The sequence below is a fragment of the Calothrix anomala FACHB-343 genome, assembly GCF_014696435.1.
Lineage (GTDB): Bacteria > Cyanobacteriota > Cyanobacteriia > Cyanobacteriales > Nostocaceae > Aulosira > Aulosira anomala_A.
This window is the reverse complement of the sequence record NZ_JACJQG010000037.1, coordinates 12,969-28,862: the sequence shown is the minus strand read 5'-3', so window position 1 is coordinate 28,862 and position 15,894 is coordinate 12,969. Positions and strand designations below refer to the sequence as shown.

8 protein-coding genes are annotated in these 15,894 nt (G+C 39.5%); 5 read left to right on the top strand and 3 right to left on the bottom strand.

Annotated features, from left to right (window positions below; all coding sequences use genetic code 11):
* Positions 1–786: 786 nt before the first annotated feature.
* On the top strand, positions 787–3,429 hold the full coding sequence (locus H6G08_RS20725) for an NACHT domain-containing protein (protein WP_190546306.1): 2,643 nt from the start codon (positions 787–789) through the stop codon (positions 3,427–3,429).
* Here the strand turns inward: H6G08_RS20725 and fni are convergent.
* Both fni and H6G08_RS20715 read right to left on the bottom strand, forming a co-directional pair.
* The gene (gene fni, locus H6G08_RS20720) at positions 3,374–4,435 is read right to left on the bottom strand and encodes a type 2 isopentenyl-diphosphate Delta-isomerase (protein WP_190546304.1); all 1,062 of its coding nucleotides are present in this window, start codon (positions 4,433–4,435) and stop codon (positions 3,374–3,376) included. The genes H6G08_RS20725 and fni overlap by 56 nt on opposite strands.
* Before the next feature lie 134 nt (positions 4,436–4,569).
* Positions 4,570–5,910, bottom strand: coding sequence for a GTP-binding protein (locus tag H6G08_RS20715; protein ID WP_190546389.1), 1,341 nt, complete (start codon positions 5,908–5,910; stop codon positions 4,570–4,572).
* 236 nt (positions 5,911–6,146) lie between these two features.
* Between H6G08_RS20715 and H6G08_RS20710 the strand changes: the two genes are divergently transcribed.
* The 4 genes from H6G08_RS20710 (at position 6,147) to bcp (ending at position 9,677) form a co-directional block, all read left to right on the top strand.
* Positions 6,147–8,360, top strand: coding sequence for an EAL domain-containing protein (locus H6G08_RS20710; protein ID WP_190546302.1), 2,214 nt, complete (start codon positions 6,147–6,149; stop codon positions 8,358–8,360).
* Between the two features lie 213 nt (positions 8,361–8,573).
* Positions 8,574–9,029 (top strand): RpiB/LacA/LacB family sugar-phosphate isomerase, encoded by a 456-nt coding sequence (locus H6G08_RS20705; RefSeq protein WP_190546300.1) that lies wholly within the window; start codon positions 8,574–8,576, stop codon positions 9,027–9,029.
* A gap of 34 nt (positions 9,030–9,063) precedes the next feature.
* Entirely contained in the window at positions 9,064–9,186 is a 123-nt protein-coding gene (locus tag H6G08_RS38240; RefSeq protein ID WP_277877844.1) for a hypothetical protein, read from the top strand.
* Positions 9,183–9,677, top strand: a complete 495-nt coding sequence (gene bcp, locus H6G08_RS20700; protein ID WP_190546298.1) for a thioredoxin-dependent thiol peroxidase — start codon at positions 9,183–9,185, stop codon at positions 9,675–9,677. Before H6G08_RS38240 ends, bcp begins: the two co-directional genes overlap by 4 nt.
* A 396-nt stretch (positions 9,678–10,073) precedes the next feature.
* On the opposite strand, the gene H6G08_RS20695 is transcribed toward bcp, so the two are convergent.
* The gene (locus tag H6G08_RS20695) at positions 10,074–15,893 is read right to left on the bottom strand and encodes an ATP-binding sensor histidine kinase (protein ID WP_190546296.1); all 5,820 of its coding nucleotides are present in this window, start codon (positions 15,891–15,893) and stop codon (positions 10,074–10,076) included.
* Between the last annotated feature and the right edge of the window lies 1 nt (position 15,894).

The window sequence follows — 15,894 nt, the reverse complement described above, 5'->3', positions numbered from 1 at the left end:
TGGAACTTGGGACAAAATTAGGTAAAAATGTCACCACTTTGTTAATAAAACTTATGTATTTTTTACGTTTTAAATACTACTATTTTCGGCAAATAAATACTTAATTAGTCGCCAAAAACTATTTATTTTTCAGGAATATAGGAATCCGATTTGATTTCTGAAAAAATCTAAGTATAGGTAGGGTGCGTTACACTTCGTGATAACGCACCGTATTATGGGATTTGGTGCGTTGCGCTGCGCGACAACACAACGCCAGTTCGCTCAAGTCGGGAAACCCGCCCATGCGACTGGCTCCCCTACGTATTTGTTCAAAAATCAAATATGAATCCTATAGTTGCATTTTGTAATAGATTTATACATCTAGCATGTTTTCACAAAGCAGAATATTTGGAATTTTTGCTAAAAAATATAAATTCATGGAAAAAATCTAATACACTTAAACATTAATTCAGGTTATACACAAGTATTTACCTATAATTCTTCCTGCCAAAAAACGCCGATAATTAGAGTAGTATAAGTAATATTTTAGAAAAAATTACTTATACTTACATAGTTTATTTAACTAGTCACTTTTGTTGATTATATTACCCTAATCATTTAAATACTTACATCCTTAATCATGGGAACTTATATTACTAACGCCACATCTTAGGAATAGAGCAAAGAGTATTTGCAAGAGATATATCTCTCAGGGAATATTATTCATTTAATTACCTGAATATAAGAGAAAATTACTAAATCTGGTGTGTATACTCGTAGTCAAGAGCGATTACAGGTAAAAGTTTTATGCTGGAATGGATAGTTGGTTTGGTAGCGAAAAACGCTGTGGGTTTGCTAGTTAAGTCTATTGTCAACGAAGACTTCTTTAAAGACATCACTAAAGAATATGCTAAGGATTTTCTGAAAAATAGATTGCAGAAAGTAGCAACAATGTTACAGCAAGATAAAATGCAGAAAGCTGTTGCTAAAGCGCTTAGAGAATTTTTGCAATTAATCGAAGATGAATTAAATTTACGCAAGCTAGCGGATGAAGATATCAATATATTTGCTGAACCGCTAAAGCAGTTTATTCACCACAAATCTGTGCAAGAAATCTTAGCGAAGGGTTTTGACATTGATTGTGATGAGATAGATTACCAAAGCCTAGAAAGTATCTGGGACTACCTGTATTTACCTACGTTACCAGCTAAATTTAATTGGCAATTAGTAGCAGATCGTTATTTAAGAAAATGTCAGCAGATTCTTTCAGAAACAGAAGATTTACGGGAGTTACTTAACACACGTAATCTCAAAGCCATTGAGAAATATACCCAAGCAACAGTTGGTATTATTCCTGATTTTGACTTACGCAAATATCAAGAAGCAATTCGCGAGTGCTATGTCAATTTAAAATTAGATAGTTTAGATACCAGTGGTTATGCTTATAACGAACTGCGATTGTGGCAGATATTTACTCCGCCGAATGTCCGCGAAATTCATCAAGTATTACCTCAAGTTTACGAACTACCTAAAGAACATTTGCGGCGATTACAAGCAAATCATCAACTAGAATCAGCAGCAATTATTCCTGAAGAAATAGAACTATATAAACGTGCTTATTTGGAACAACCAATGCGTTCGGTGTTGGAAATTATCAATCAACCAGAAACTTATAAATATATAGTCATTTTAGGCGATCCAGGTTCCGGTAAGTCTACATTATTGCAATACCTAGCTTTAGATTGGGTAGAAAAAACTCTCGATAAAATCGGTAAACCTGGATTCGATGTTCCAGCCATTCCGTTACTAATTGAATTACGCGCTTATATCCGCAATTATAACGATGGACATTGCAAAAACTTTTTGGAATTTTTCCATCAAAGTCCCGGTGCAATTTCTCACCTCAATCAGCATCAATTACAAGCACAGCTAAAAGCTGGTAATGCTTTAGTGATGTTTGATGGTTTAGATGAAGTATTCGATACTGGACAACGCGACGATATAATTACAGCTATCCATTGCTTTAGTAACGATTACCCTAAGGTTCAAGTAATTGTAACTTCTCGCATCATTGGTTATAAACCCCAACGTTTGCGAGATGCACAATTTCGCCACTTTATGCTGCAAGATTTAAATAACGAACAAATTCAAGATTTTATCAATCGCTGGCATAATTTAACTTTTACATTTGCGGCAGATAAACAGAGAAGAAAACAACGATTTCAAAAATCAATCAAAACTTCCAAAGCAATTGCCGAATTAGCAGCTAACCCCTTGCTATTAACAATGATGGCAATTCTTAACCGTAACCAAGAATTACCAAGAGATAGAGCGAAATTATATAAAAAGGCTTCAGAATTATTGCTGTATAAATGGGATGTAGAACGCGCCTTAATGAATGAACGATATATGCCAGCAACAATTGATTATCAAGATAAACAAGCAATGTTACGCCAAGTTGCTTATTATATGCAAACCAGTAATCAAGAGGTTGCCGGAAATTTAATGACTGCTAGAAATTTAGAGCAGATTTTTACTACATATTTAAAAAGTATTGAAGTGAGCAATGCTAGAGATAAAGCCAAAGTATTAATTCATCAACTGCGAACCCGTAACTTTATGTTGTGTTATTTAGGTGCAGATTACTATGCTTTTGTCCATCGCACATTTTTAGAATATTTTTGTGCTTGGGAATTTGTCTGGAAGTTTAAAGAAACCCAAACACTTTCTTTAGAACAACTCAAATTAGAAGTATTTGGTAAATATTGGCAAGATGAAACTTGGCATGAAGTATTGCGCCTGATTGCGGGGATGATTGACGCTAAGTTTGTAGGGATAATTATTGATTTTTTAATGAATCAAAATGGCGCAGGTAAGAAATTTATCAATTTATTTTTAGCTGCTAAATGTTTAGCAGAAGTAAAAAACCGGGCAGTAATTGCGTCAACAGCAAATCATTTACTTGAGCAGTTACAGACGATCGCACAATACAATCTACTGTATTACTATGAATATTTATTTCCAGGTGAAGCCGCCAAACTAGTAGGAGAAATTAAAACACAAGCAGTCGCAGCAATTGCAGCTACTTGGAAAGATGACTTAAAAATCAACTATTGGTTAAAAGAACGCGCTACTGTTAATGATAATTCCCAGTTACGCTGCACCGCAATTAGAGAATTAGCGCGTAACTTTCAAGACGATGCTGATATCATTGGCTTCTTGAAAGAACGCGCTATTGGTGATGAAAATTGCCATGTACGCAGTGTCAGCTTGCAAGAATTAGCTGGCAATTTTTCACATGATCCCGACACCATCGGCTTCTTGCAACACCGTGCAACTGTTGATGAAGATGTAAATGTGTGCCGTATCGCTTTAGAAGAGTTAGCACAGAATTTCACATCGCCTTTGATTGCACTAGACTGTCAGAATGCTGCAATTGATTTAAATTAGCATTCCCCGTACAGAATAAAACTGTCGTGATTTCGGCTATTAACAACTCAACTAAATCCACTAATGCGGCTTCGGAAACAACGGCGGCTTGCAAAAATGGCATGGCTAACCCGGCGATATTTGCACCTAAAGCCATCGCTTTTGCTACATCTAATCCATGACGCAACCCGCCAGACGCAATTAAGGGGACATCAGGAGCGATCGCGCGAATATTTGTAATACAATCTGCTGTAGGCAAACCCCAATCCGCAAAAGTCCTACCCAAGCGGCGTTGTAATATATTATCCGCTCGTTCGCTTTCCACCTTCGCCCAAGAAGTACCCCCAGCACCAGCCACATCAATCGCCGCTACCCCAGCTGCCAGCAATTTCTCTGCCATCGCTGCAGAAATCCCATTACCTACTTCCTTGGCAATGACTGGTACTGGCAACTTAAAGCATACATCCGCTATTTTGTCAAGCAAGCCGCGAAAATTAGTATCTCCGCGAGATTGAATGCATTCTTGCAGAGGATTGAGGTGCAAAATCAAAGCATCAGCTTCCAGAATCTCGACTACCCGCAAACATTCATCTACACCATACTTGTAGTTAAGTTGCACAGCACCCAAATTAGCAAATAACGGCACATCGGGCGCATACTTACGCATCGCAAAAGTATCAGCTACCTGGGGTTTTTCCACCGCTACACGTTGAGAACCGACACCCATCGCTAATTTATAAACTTGAGCGACTTCTGCTAAACGGCGATTGATGATACCAGCTTGTTCAGTTCCTCCCGTCATAGAAGAAATTAACAACGGTGCGCCCAGCGATTTACCCAAAAACTGGGTACTAATATCTATATCATTGCGGTCAATTTCTGGTAAACAGCAGTGAGTAAAGCGATAGCGTTCTAATCCATTAGTGATTTCGTGACATTGAACATCTTCTTCCAAGCAAATGCGAATATGTTCCGCCTTGCGAGATTGAGTTTGTGCCGAGGTGCTGGTATCGTTGTTGGTTGTCATTGGTCATTTGTCATTTGTCATTTGTCAGAGACGCGATGAATCGCGAGAGACGCGATGAATCGCGTCTGTACAATTATCTCCCTTGTCCCCCCTGCTCCCTGCTCCCTGCCCCCTCCCCCCTGCTCCCTGCCCCTCTACCCGCCTAACTCCTGGCGCAGGCGATAGACGATTGTATTCGGTTCGACTTGGGAGAGAATTTCTTGAATGACGGTGTTAGCGCCTAATTGTCCCCAGGTGCAGCCTTGTTGCAGATAAACTTGGGCGGCTTTACCTACAGCATAGGCTCCATAACCGGCAATTCCCCCTTGAGCGATCGCACTGCCGAAAGAAGCGGTAATATTAACAGGATTATCGCCGCTAGTCAGGGCGGCTGTACTTTTACCTAAGCCAAATAATAAACTACTACCTAATTCGCTGAGTAATAAGCCGCCAGAACTCAATAAAATCGTTTTGAGAATTTTTCCCGCTTCATAGCTGGTGATAGGTAAGCCATACAACCTAGCTAGAGCGCGAATTAATAATAAATCGGCAATGGTGCCACCTAAAATATCTAAAACAGCAATGGGATTTAACCCAACTACCAAAGCTTTATACTTAGTAAATTGCCAAATAATATTTTCCGCTTCTTGTTCGCGTAAATCAACTGTTTTTTGCGCGATCGCGGTTTCTGCTTCCCTAGCTTGAATCAGTGCATTTAACGCTAAGAGCGATCGCCCTTCCCGATTCAGTATATTTAAAATTGTCTGTTTGAGTTCCTCTACTTGGGTAGGTGGTGTCTCCCATTCATAGCTTACCCGACCATCAGGCCACTCTACCCGCACTTCCATTGGTGCTGGTTCCGCCGCTACCATGACAATTTCATCTGGTAATAACGGCTGGGCTTGGGGATTTCCGGCTCCTAATTGCTGTAAATTTTCGTAAATTGCTGCCCTATCTGTATCTGGGTACAAATCAATTTTGTTAAATACTAAAATTAGGGGTTTTTGTGACTGCCGTAAATCTAGTAATGCTTGATACTCTGTTCTGGTAATATCGCCAGAAACAACAAATAAAATTAAATCTGCTTGGCGCGCTACTTCCCGCGCCATATTTGCCCGCGATTCCCCCTCAATTTCATCTAAGCCAGGAGTATCAATTAATTCTACTTGGACTTTACCTCCTGGTTGCCAGCGTACAGAACGCGGCCATTGTGTCACCCCATTGAGGGGGCCAGTTTGGAGAATTTTATCTTCCAATAAAGCATTTAATACTGCCGATTTGCCCCGACTAACCAAACCAAAGGCAGCAATTTTAATGATATTTGAGTCTAACTTGTTGAGTGTAGTACTCAAAGCCTCTAATTCCGGCTTCACCAAACCCACCAATTCTGGGTTAGATGCGAGTTGTCCTGATTTGCGAAGATATCCATACCAAGACAAGGTTTGTCGGAGACTAGCACGAGCACGGTTTAAATGAGTTTCTTGCAAATTGCGCACTGGGTTAGCTTCAGTCAAGGTGAAATTGAGAACAAATTACATCTCTATTTTGCGCTAATTTCTCATCGCAGCTCGTTATAAAAATTTATGAAGTCTCAAGTTAATATTAATACACTTAGGTAATAAGTAGCTGAATATCTCATACATCAAATCTTCATCGATGGAAAGTGTAGTGTTTTTTTGCACATAAAAAACTGGGAATACTAGAAGAAACCTATCAATTGAGGCGATCTTCTATGAGCCAAGAATGTCCTAATTCCAAAATTTGCACTTGTCGCCAAATTAGATGGTGCAAGAATAGGGAAGCAGGCAGGCTCTTTCTGTGGTTTCCTATTCCCCATACTCTCAAAAAAGTCACCTCATATCTCAAGCATATTGCTGTTGACTATGAATTAATGCCAGAGCGCTCTGGTTTAAGTTTAAATTGTCAATACGAAAAAGCACAAGAAATTGCGTTTAATCTGACTAAATTATTAGCACCGAGAGAGTTAAAAGAAACTCAAGCTTTGTTTATGAAGGGTGCTATCCAGCCGCAACTTCATGATTTTAGCGATATGGCTTCCTTGCAACGCTTTATCAAATTTGGTCAAGCAGAATGGTTGCTAGAGATGTTAAGCAAGGAAAGATTTCTCAGTTATTTTCAACCGATTGTTTTAATTAATGATACATCTAAAATTTACGGTTATGAATCCCTACTTCGTGGATTAGATGAAAAAGGCGATTTAGTCTTACCAGCATCAATTTTAGAGTTAGCAAATGAAGCTGGATTATTACCACAAATTGACCAACTTGCCCGCCTAAATACCATCGATCAATTTAGTCGCTATGCAGTTAGCGGTCGGATATTTATCAATTTTTCCCCCACAGCAGTTTACGATCCAACTTCTTGCCTGCGCAGTACAGTAGAGGCAATCGATCGGGCAGGAATTTCCCATGAACAGGTAGTATTTGAAGTTGTCGAATCAGACAATCCTCAAGATTTAGAGCATTTGAAAACTGTCTTAAAATACTACCGAGATGCCGGATTTTTAATTGCCCTTGATGACTTGGGTTCTGGCTATTCTGGCTTGAATTTGCTGCATCAGCTACGTCCAGATTTTGTGAAGTTAGATATGCAATTAATTCGCAATGTCCATCAAGATATTTACAAAGCTTCAATTACCGAAAAATTGTTAGAAATTACTCAGAAATTAAATATCCAAACTGTTGCTGAAGGAATTGAAAATATTGAAGAATTAACTTGGTTAAAACAACGTGGTGCTACGCTAGCACAAGGGTATTTGATTGCTAAACCTAATTTAGTACCTGTGAAGACAACACCACAATTTGAGGACGATCGCTCAATTATTATCTTACCAGATAATAAAAATTTAGGACAATTAATTAAACAGCAAACGCAGTCAGAAAAAGTTATCGCATCGGTAGCGCAAAGAATTCGCGAATCGTTAAATTTAGCAGAAATTTTGCAAACCACTGCTGAAGAAGTCAGACAATTGTTTCAAGTAGATAGAGTCATAATTTATAAGTTTGAGCAAGATTGGAGTGGCTCAGTTGCTGTTGAATCTTTAGCACCAGGGTGTAATTCTATTTTAGGATTGCATATTGTTGATACTTGTTTTCAGTCCGATCGTGCAACATACTACCAACAAGGTAATAGTAGAGCGATCGCGGATATTGAAACTGCTGAATTATCACCATGTCATCTTGAGATGTTGCGCAGTTTACAAATCAGAGCCAATTTGGTAGTGCCAATTTTGCAAAAAGAATGTTTATGGGGACTGTTAATTGCCCATCAATGCAGTCACACAAGATTATGGCAACAATCCGAGATTAACTTATTTAACCAGCTTGCCGGTCAAGCAGCGATCGCAATTCAACAATCGGAACTTTACCAGCAATTACAAGATGCAAATCAAGAATTACAGCGTCTCGCGTCTTCCGATGGACTCACCCAAGTAGCCAATAGACGCTGTTTTGATGATACCTTGAATGCACAATGGCAGCGATCGCTCGAAGAACCCGCCTCAATTTCTTTGATTTTGTGCGATGTCGATTACTTTAAGCTTTATAACGACAGTTTAGGACATCTAGCCGGAGACGATGCACTCAGACAAATTGCGCAAGCTATCTCTGCTGCTGTTCAACATCCTGCAAGTTTAGTAGCACGCTATGGCGGAGAAGAGTTTGCGGTAATTTTAGCAAATACTGATGTCGAATCAGCGATCGCGATCGCCCAAGATATCCAGCGCCATGTTCTCAACTTACAATTACCTCATCCCCATTCCCCAACCAGTGAATTTATTACCCTCAGTCTGGGATTAGCATCTATCACCCCCACCCCCCAATTACCTCAGAATACTTTAATTGCTGCGGCTGATATGGGACTTTACCAAGCAAAAGCACAGGGAAGAAATTGTATAGTATCTATGGGGTACTTAAATTTCACTTAGGTGGAAAATGGGCATTGGGCATTGGGGAGCCAGTGCGTTGCGCGGGTTTCCCGCGTTGTAGCAACTGGCGTCATTGGGCATTGGAAAGATAGATTTTCATGTTTGCTTGAAAATAGCGTTGACTGTTGACTGTTGACTGTTGACTGTTGACTGTTGACTATTGACTATTGACTATTGACTGTTGACTATTGACTCATCATTAGGGGTGCTGAGATGAAAATTGCTATTGGTAGTGATGAACGTACACACTTAACAGATATAGTACTTGCAGAACTCAAACAGCGCGGACATCAAATCGTCACCTTTGGTTCATTGGATGAAAATGAATCAGAAGTTGATTGGCCTATCAGCAGTAGTAAAGTGGCTTTAGCTGTAGCCACGCAACAAGCAGACGAGGGAATTGTTTTTTGTTGGACTGGTACAGGTGCATCAATCGCCGCTAATAAAGTTACTGGTATTCGCGCCGCCTTGTGTCATGATGCTGAGACAGCCCGTGGGGCACGTATTTGGAATCATGCTAATGTTTTAGTACTTAGTCTGCGTGCAACAACAGATGCGATCGCTAAAGAAATTCTCGATGCTTGGTTTTCTACCCCATACTCCAACGACGAATGGAATCTGCAACAAATGCAACGCATCACAGAGTTAGAAAAAGAATTTAGTCATTAGTCAATGGTATGTAGGGGCGGGTTTATTTAGATCATTGTTGATCCACGAGGATATCTGTGAACCCGCCCCTACAACAGTCAACAGTCAACAGTCAACCATCAACCGTCAACAAATTATAGGTAGAATTTTAAAGCGATCGCTCTTGTATCAATTATGAGTAATATTCCCCAAATCGGACAACCCGCACCTGAATTTTCCATTCCTGACGAACACGAAACTCCCGTCAGTTTAACGGATTTTAGCGGTCAATGGGTGGTGCTTTATTTTTACCCCAAAGATAACACCCCAGGTTGCACCACAGAAGCCAAAGATTTTACCGAGTTAAATCAACAATTTAGCGCAATGGGCGCAAAAATCTTCGGCGTAAGTCCAGATTCTAGCCAATCTCATTGTAAATTTATTGCTAAACATAACTTAACAATTACCCTGTTAAGCGATCCAGAACATGATTTAGCCGAAGTTTATGGAGTTTGGCAATTAAAGAAGTTTATGGGTAAAGAATATATGGGAGTTGTGCGCTCAACTTTCCTCATCGATCCTGATGGAAAAATTGCTTATACTTGGTCAAATGTGAAAGTTAAAGCTCATGCTCAACAAGTTTTAAATAAACTGCAAGAATTGGCAACCATATCAACTGCTTTATCTTAGTTTCAACCGACGACAATTTTTAATGTTGACTTAAATTTAAAATGGGCATAGGGCATGGGGCATGGGGCATGGGAAAAGAGCTTTTCTTGTGAATGGTTGGGTTGAAAATAAAAGTTATACCAATTGAAAAAAAGAATGCGCCAGATTGTAGGGGCACTGGCACTGCCATGCCCTCTAGAATATTTTGATGTGTCGCAAAGATTATTTGAATTGGTATTATATGTCTATCAAAATAGATATATTCACCTTCTATTTTCATCTGTTATGGTGTACGCAGTTCATGATGGCTACTAACAACGAATTGTAGGTTGGTGAGGTACAGATAATCGTTGATTGTAGGGGCATTGACACTGCCATGCCCCGAAGCGCTTAAATCCTGATTAGCTTACGAATATATTACAACGGTAGGTGGATAGCAAATATACTGCCTTCACCTAATTCAGAAATTACATCTATTAATCCTCCATGTTTTTCTTCAACGATTTGTTTAGCTATAGCCAACCCTAAGCCTGTGCCTTTACCAACACTTTTAGTAGTAAATAAATGGTCAAAAATCTTTTGTTTTACTTCTTCACTCATACCTTTACCATTATCAGCAATGGCAATCTTAACGAGATTGTTTTCTACCGAAGTTGTCACGGTAATGTGGTTAGGATTAGCTTGAATTTCCTCAAAATTTCGTCCGTGATTCGATTCATCTAAAGCGTCAATAGCATTTGCTAAAATATTCATAAATACTTGATTTAATTGTCCTGGAAAACATTCTATTTTTGGTAAATTACCGTAATTAGTTATTACTGCAATCGCGGGACGTTTTTCGTTAGCTTTGAGACGATGTTTGAGAATTAAGATGGTACTATCAATACCTTCGTGAATATTAAATGGTACTTTATAATCTTTATCAGCACGGGAGAAAGTCCGTAGAGAAGTGCTGATATTTTTTAATCTATCGCAAGCCATTGTCATAGAATCGAGCATTTTAGGCAAGTCTTCTATGGTGTATTCCAAATCAATTTCTGTCTCGTGAGCGAGAATTTCTTCACTCTTATCGCTTAAAGTTTCTTGATAGAGTTTTAAATGTTCAATAATATCAGTGAAGGTGGGTTGAGCTTGTTTAAGACTGGCGGCAATAAAGCCTAAAGGATTATTCATTTCGTGGGCAACACCAGCGACTAAGTTACCCAAGGCGGACATTTTTTCACTTTGTACCATTTGTAATTGGGCTTTTTGTAAGTCTTGTAGTGCTTGTTCTAACTCTTGGGATTTTTGTTGAAGTTGAACTTCGGCAAGTTTGCGCTCCGTAATATCATCTGCTAGAGAAGCAACTCCAATTAATTCACCATCTGCATTGACAAGCGGATTATTATACCAAGCACAAATAATAGTTTTACCATCTTTTGTAATATTTTCATTAATACTGTAATTGCCGCCTTGTTGCGATAAAAGATGGCATACAATCTGCTCAATTTGGATTTGAATTGTTGGCGGAACAAGGAATTGGACTTGACAACCTAAAGCTTCCTGTTTGCTGTAGCCAAATATCCTTTCTGCTGCTGGATTCCAGTCAGTAACACAGAAATTAGTATCCCATTCTATGAATGCCAGTGGAGTTTGTTCTACTAATAGCTGGAGTCTTTTTCCTGATGCTTGCAAGCGCATCTGTGCAGCACTTAACTCATGGAGCGATCGCTCTAATTTTTGGCTGTATTCCTGAGAACGTTCATACAATCGCGCATTTTCTAGAGAAATGGCGGCTTGTGTGCAGAGTAGGTTGAGGAGTTCGATGCGATCGCTCGTAAACGCCCCCTTTGCTAAATTATTTTCTAGATATAAAATCCCCAGTAATTTACCTTGATGCAAAATCGGGCTGCACAAAATACTCTTTGGCTGCTGACTGATAATATAAGGGTCATTAGCTAAGGTGGGATCTGCGGTTGCATCCAGTAACACTACAGTTCGTTGACTGTGCTTGACTTTGTAAATCAGCTGGTGGGGAATATCTTGACTGTCTGCAATGGGAAGACTTTGTAAAACAATCGGTTGCGTTATTTGGGTAATTGCGCCTTGAATTAGTAAATGATTGTCTTGTAGCAGCATTAACAGGCATTTATCAGCCCCAGCAGTTTCTATCACGATTCTCAATAACGATGAAAGCAGTTTTTCTAGTTCAATTTCACCAGAGATAGTCTGAAATGCTGTGAGAATTGCTTTTAAATCTAGAGTATCTGAGACACTACTGCTAGAACTAGAAGACGTAACACTCCCCAAGGGGAAGATAGTTTCGTTAGTGGAAACAACAGAACGGCTTTGCTGTAATATGGGGGCGAGTAATTGGGGATAGCGTTTTTCTAAATCGGCAACTTTGGCTTTTGCTCCCCATTTTTCGTAACAATAGTAGGCTTGTTGTATATAGCCTGCGGCGAATTTTTGCTTGCCCCATTCGAGGCAAAATTTACCTGCAAGTTCGTTTGCTAAGGCTTTTTCTTGAAGATAGCCATTGACTTCAGCAAGAGAAATAGCACTATCGAACAGTTCAATTGCTTCTGTTTTCTGTCCTGATAAAACGCTTAAAACTGCATTCACGAGATCGTACTTATGAGCAAAGTTTTCCGGACAACTAGCTGCCCATAAACTCAGTTGCGCTTGGTTGGATTTAACTTTTTGGATGTAACTATTATCTAAACCTAGAGAATGACTCCGGCAGTATTCAGCTATAGCAATAGATTGATAGAAATTGATAGCTGCAACCTGATATTTTCCAGTAATTGTACCAGAGAGGTTTTCAGCCCCCTGAGCCGATTCCAATGCCTCCTCATAACGCCCGTAAAAACATAGAATTTTAGTTTTTAGGAGCAAATAATGGCAAATTGCATAATCACTGTTGTTGAGCCTACATACTTCAAGATGCTGCTGCTCAGTTGGGATATTCTCAACAGGACTAGCTGTAAGTTCAGCAAGTGCAATTTTTAATCCAGAGAGTACATCCACAGGAAGCTGATAGTTAAGTTTCTTGGCACAAAATTCTAGATATTCAGGAAGATTTTGCTGAATTTCTAATAGGCTTTCTCCTGCATAAAATGGATTGAGCAGCTTGTACATCAAAAGATTACCTGAGAAAACCATCTCCCCAGACTGTAGCCCAGCCACTAATCCTTGGTCGAAAATAGGCACCGAGCAACGCAAGGGACGCACCCAGGAAAGTAAATTATTCCCCAGCATATAGCAGGCTTTACATAGATTATCTGCTTGCTTAAATCGTTTGGCTAAACTTTCCGCCAAGACGCCAAATTCATAGCCAGATTGATAGTTGCTCTGATAATATCCGAGATACATTCCATAGGCTGAAAATCCGTTTCCTGATTCAGCTATTACGCCAAAATTAAGAGATACTGAAACCATCGATAAGGCAACGATAAAGTATAGCTCTCCCTTTTGGAGAACATAAACGGGTACGATTAAATTATTCAAGATTTTGATAATCAGGCGTTTTTCTGGATCGGTGGCCTCTGGTTCATCGACTAGCTGCTCTATTGTGCGATCGCTTAATTTCAATTCAATCTCACGTTGGTAAGATTCAAGTTTCTGTGGTAAGTCTATTTCTGATAAATCAAAATTCAAGCAAGACAATGCTTTTTGTCCATACTCAAGTGCTTGGAGGTACTGACCTTGCAATGTGAACATCAAAATTGCTAGGTTAAATGCTTCAGCTCTTTCAATTTGTTGTCTGGCAAAGCTAGAAATCGTTTCAACAATGGCTAGAGAAGATTGAAAATCTCCAGACAAATACTTAACTTCTGCGAGATTGAAATAAACATCTAAGGTTTTCTCATAACATTGCTGCCAACTATCTGGCGGTAACAAGCTCTCAGCTACCGTAAAGTAGTTAACAGCAACCCCATAGGCAGTAGATTCTTTAGCTCTTCTTCCGGCAATTAAGTTTAGCTGTAAAAGTTCTGAACGTTCTTCTTGGCTTTGATGCAGTACAAAGCCCTGATTTAAGTGATTGACAATGGCAAAAATTTTGCTGCCTTGTTCTGCTGGTGAAACATTAGCCAGCAGAAGTTTGCCTATTTGGAAGTGGGTTGCTTGTTTCAAAGTCTCAGGAATGAGAGAATAAGCGGCTTGCTGCACTCTATCGTGGAGAAACAGATAACTAACAGTAATGTTATCAACCGTTTCTACATCATCTCCCTTTCCCTGGAAAAACTTGTAGGTTGAGTTTTCTGGAATAACTAACCCGTCTTGAAGCGATCGCCACAAGTCTGCTGCTACACTCTCTGGAGTAGCTTCACAAACTACTGCTAATGTTTCTAAATCAAATCTATTCCCAATGCACGCCGCTAGCTTTAATACTTGCTGTGTTGCTTCTGGTAGCCTCTGCAATCGTCGGATCGTAAATTCTACAACATCATCCGTCAGAGCTAACTGTGTTACTTGGGTTAAGTCACACTGCCAATAGCCAGAGGTAGGATTAAAAATAATACATTCTTCCTCGTGCAGTCCGTACAAAAACTGAATGGTGAAAAATGGATTTCCCTGAGTTTTTTGGTAAACTAAGTGCGAAAGCGGTGCAGCGATATTATTTGCACACTGCAATGTATCGGCAACTAAACAGGTAATATCTAATTCATTCAAAGCAGCCAAAATGAGGGTATTGAGATTGACACCTGTTTGTCTAATTTCATTCAGGGTGAGCATCAACGGGTGGGCTGGAAAAACTTCATTATCCCGATAAGCTCCGAGTACGAGTAGATAGCCTGTTTCTGACTCGCTCATCAACAATTTCAACAGATTCAAAGAAGCGGAATCTGCCCACTGTAAATCATCGAGGAAAATTACTAAGGGATGTTCTTGTTTCGTAAATACCTGAATAAATTTGCCAAACAACAAATTAAATCGATTCTGAGATGCACTACCAACCAGCTCAATTACCGGGGGTTGGGAGCCAATGATGTATTCTAGTTCGGGAATGACTTCAATGAGAACTTGTCCGTTTTCACCAACAGTAGCCAGGATTTGCTCCTTCCAGTGAGCTAGTTCTATATCGGATGCGCTGAGGATTTGTCCCATCAAGCTGCGAAAAGCTTGGACAAAGGCTGAAAATGGAATATTGCGATTAAACTGGTCGTACTTCCCTTTGATGAAATAGCCACACTGTCGGGTAATGGGTTTGTGGACTTCATTCACCACCGCAGTTTTGCCAATACCAGAGAAACCAGCCACCAGCATCAGTTCAGAACTACCGCCAGCAACACGCTCGAAGGCTTGGAGTAAAGACTGAACTTCATTTTCCCGTCCGTACAGTTTATCAGGAATGATGAAGCGATCGCACAAATCCCTACTAGCAATTTCAAAGTCTTTAATCTCACCAGTTTCTTTTAGCTGAATTAGACATTTTTCTAAATCAAATTTTAACCCCAATGCACTCTGATACCTATCTTCAGCATTTTTAGCCATCAACTTGCTGACAATTTTTGAGATAACTGAGGGAATATCTGGCTTAATTTCATGTATTAATGGCGGAATTTTTGCAAGATGAGAATGTACCAATTCCATCGCATCATGAGATTGGAATGCTAACTCTCCTGTTAGCAATTCATAAAAAGTCACACCCAATGAATAAAAATCTGTGCGATAATCAATCCCCCGATTCATTCTCCCTGTCTGTTCGGGAGAGATATAAGCTAATGTTCCTTCTAAAACATTGGGGTTAACGAGGGTTTGGGTTTCTCTAGGTAATAAAGATGCAATACTAAAGTCAATTAATTTAACTTGTTTAGTTTGGGGGTTAATTAAGATATTGCTAGGTTTGATATCTTTATGAATAATCCGCTCGTGGTAGAGTAAGTCTAGAATGTCACAGAGTGCGATCGCTATAACTAAAAACTCCCCTATATATGCGATAGGCTGATTTTTGCTGAAATAATCCTTGAGAGAAATTCCGCCAAAATCTTCCATTACTAACATATAGCCATTTTGTAAGGGTTCAAGGCTATAGGTTTGAATAATCAGAGGTGAGTTGAGATTTTTGCCAATGCTATATTGATTGCGAAATAACAACAATTCGCTAAAGCTAGGATAAGAATTCTTCAGCAGTTTTATAACTACTGCTACTGAATCACTTTCTCTGACTGCGCGATAAACTATTGTTCTCGAACCATTGTAGAGTTCTTCACTAATGCGATATCCAGGAATACTGACAAGAGTGCTCACCATA